This window comes from Luteibacter sp. (genome assembly GCF_051958795.1).
Lineage (GTDB): Bacteria > Pseudomonadota > Gammaproteobacteria > Xanthomonadales > Rhodanobacteraceae > Luteibacter.
In genome coordinates this window covers 1-2,131 of sequence record NZ_JBQCFT010000406.1, presented here as the reverse complement: position 1 = coordinate 2,131, position 2,131 = coordinate 1, and the positions used below count along the sequence as shown (strand labels likewise).

General features: G+C 66.1%; 4 protein-coding genes. All 4 read right to left on the bottom strand.

From position 1 onward, the window contains the following. Positions 1-581, bottom strand: a 581-nt coding sequence (locus tag ACTHLF_RS20870; RefSeq protein ID WP_440330098.1) for an SAM-dependent methyltransferase, incomplete at its 3' end; no start/stop codon positions are given. Positions 582-667: 86 nt separating this feature from the next. Continuing rightward, positions 668-1,237, bottom strand: coding sequence for a DUF488 domain-containing protein (locus ACTHLF_RS20865; protein WP_440330096.1), 570 nt, complete (start codon positions 1,235-1,237; stop codon positions 668-670). Between the two features lie 4 nt (positions 1,238-1,241). Then, on the bottom strand, positions 1,242-1,454 hold the full coding sequence (locus ACTHLF_RS20860; RefSeq protein WP_440330095.1) for a DUF2945 domain-containing protein: 213 nt from the start codon (positions 1,452-1,454) through the stop codon (positions 1,242-1,244). Between the two features lie 67 nt (positions 1,455-1,521). Then, the coding region (locus ACTHLF_RS20855; RefSeq protein WP_440330093.1) for a DUF58 domain-containing protein at positions 1,522-2,131 on the bottom strand (610 nt) is incomplete at its 5' end.

Sequence of the window (2,131 nt, the reverse complement as noted above, 5' to 3'; positions counted from 1 at the left end):
TACGCATCCGGTGTGCGGAAACGGCCAAGCGAACGATCGCCCACGACGCCGAGTTGCCAGAGGATCACATGACTCGTGGTGTCCAGCCGCCTTTCGAAGAACAGTGGCTGGCTCGCCTCCAGGTGCTGGCAGCCAAAGCGGCCCGGGTCGATACCGAGGTCTGCGTAGAGGCAATCCTCCGCCGAAATGCCAGGTTCCATGAAGGCGCGAAAGCCTTCCTCGCGCGCCAGTTCGACCACCCGGTGCGGCGACCACGCAAAGATGCCGGGGTGCCCATAGAACACGGCGCATACCCGTTTACCGGCTCGAACCTCGGCCATCATCACGTCGACCCACTCACGATAGGTCTTCATCCGCGACTTGCCAGGCCGGTAGTAAGGCTGCAGCGTGATGACCGCGGGATTCAGGCGCTGCAGCCAGAGCTCCGCGACATGATCGGAGAGCGCGGCAAACCCCACGTCCGCCGTCTCGATATGGTTCCGCGCCAGCGGCGTCAGGTGAGAGCCCAGGGTGATGCCCATCCCCACGCAGGCGATGCTTCCAGCACGCCCGGCAGCGGCGCGTTCAACGGTCTCGGTCATGGCGAATGGCACGCAGGATGAGGAAGCGGTGCCTCATCATGCGACAGGACACACGTTTTCGGTAGGGAACAGGGTAATCATGCCGGTTATGCGCCAACCTGGGCCTGGGGAGCCTCGTCGGGGCCCCTTGGGTAGGTCACGGTACGGTCGTCATCCACCCGCGCCCCCTCATTGAGCCGGGCCGGTTCCAGGTGCCCGGCTTCGAAGATGTGAATGACCTCCCGCCCCGCCGCCAGGGCGTAGTCTGTGATGATGCGCCGGTGGCAACGCCACCACAGCACCTCGGCGCACATCATGGCCGCGCGGCGTTCAGAGCTCGTTCGCAAGAGTTCGCGGAACGGTGCCTGGAAGGCTTCGGTCAGCGCATAGTCCGCGTAATTATGGAAGCCGGCGACCTTCCAGTAGCCGTTCACCACGGGGTCCACCGTTGTCGATTTCGGCCTGCGCCCGGCCAGGCCGGGGAGGTGGAGATAGCCGATACCCGCCCGGGCCAGGGCGTCGGGCAGCACATCGAAGTTGAACTGGGGATTCGTCCGCGAGCGCGGAAAGGCTCGCACGTCCACCAGGCACTCGATGCTGGAGTCCGTGAGTGCGGCGATGAACGCGCCCAGCTCGCGATTCGAATGGCCTATCGAGTAGAGCGGAAGCGCTGCCACGCCGTCAGCGCACGTGCTTCATCGCCGTGCCCTTGTGGGCGGCGATATGGTCGGTCTTGTCGCTCTGCACCTCGTACTGCGGCTCCTCGGCCGTAGCGCGGCGGGTGTGGCCCATGAATTCGAAATCGCGCGTATGCACCTTGATGATCCGCCCGGTGACGTAGCCCACTTCGGAATTCCAGCGCACGTGGTCGCCTATCTTGAACGGGGAAGTCATGGTCGTGGCCCTCCGGTGATCGAAGGCAAAAGATGCCACGCGGCGGGGAAAAGGCGGGTGAAGCGGCTTACAGGCGTCCTGCCCGCTTGATCGCGAGATAGCGCTCCACGAGGCGTCCCGACAGCTCGCTGGCGAGCACATCGAGCGTGGCGATGCCTTCGCGGCGCAGGCGGGCGTGCACGGCATCGCGCTGGTCGAGGTAGCGCAACGCACCGGCGGTGCGGATCGCCGCTTCCAGGCTGTCGGTGTCGCCGGCGGCGGCGCGGTCGAGCGCCAGCTCGCGCAGGCTCACCACCAGCACGAGGTGGCGCCGCGACATCATCTTCACCGCAGCACGCAGTTCCTCGTCGTCCTCGTCGCGAACATTGGTGACGAGCACGACGAGCGCCCGGCGCCGCTGCCGGGTCTGCAATTCACTGGCGGCATGCAGGTAATCCGTCGCGATCGGTTCCGCGTGCAGGTCGTAACCCGCGCCCAGCACCATGTCCATGCCGCCGGCGCCCTGCTGCGGCGCCAGCCAGCGGGTGGCCTGGCCCGTGCAGGCCAGCAGCCCCACGCTATCGCCCTGGCGCAGCGCGATGTACGCAAGCGCCAGCGAGGCATTCAACACCTGGTCGAAGTGACCGACACCGTCATCCTCGGCCAGCATGCGTCGTCCGCAATCGAGCATCAGCACC

What these genes read in the sequence shown, in the direction of transcription:
- ACTHLF_RS20860 (WP_440330095.1), bottom strand. Translation starts at nt 1,454, where the DNA reads ATGACTTCCCCGTTCAAGATAGGCGACCACGTGCGCTGGAATTCCGAA.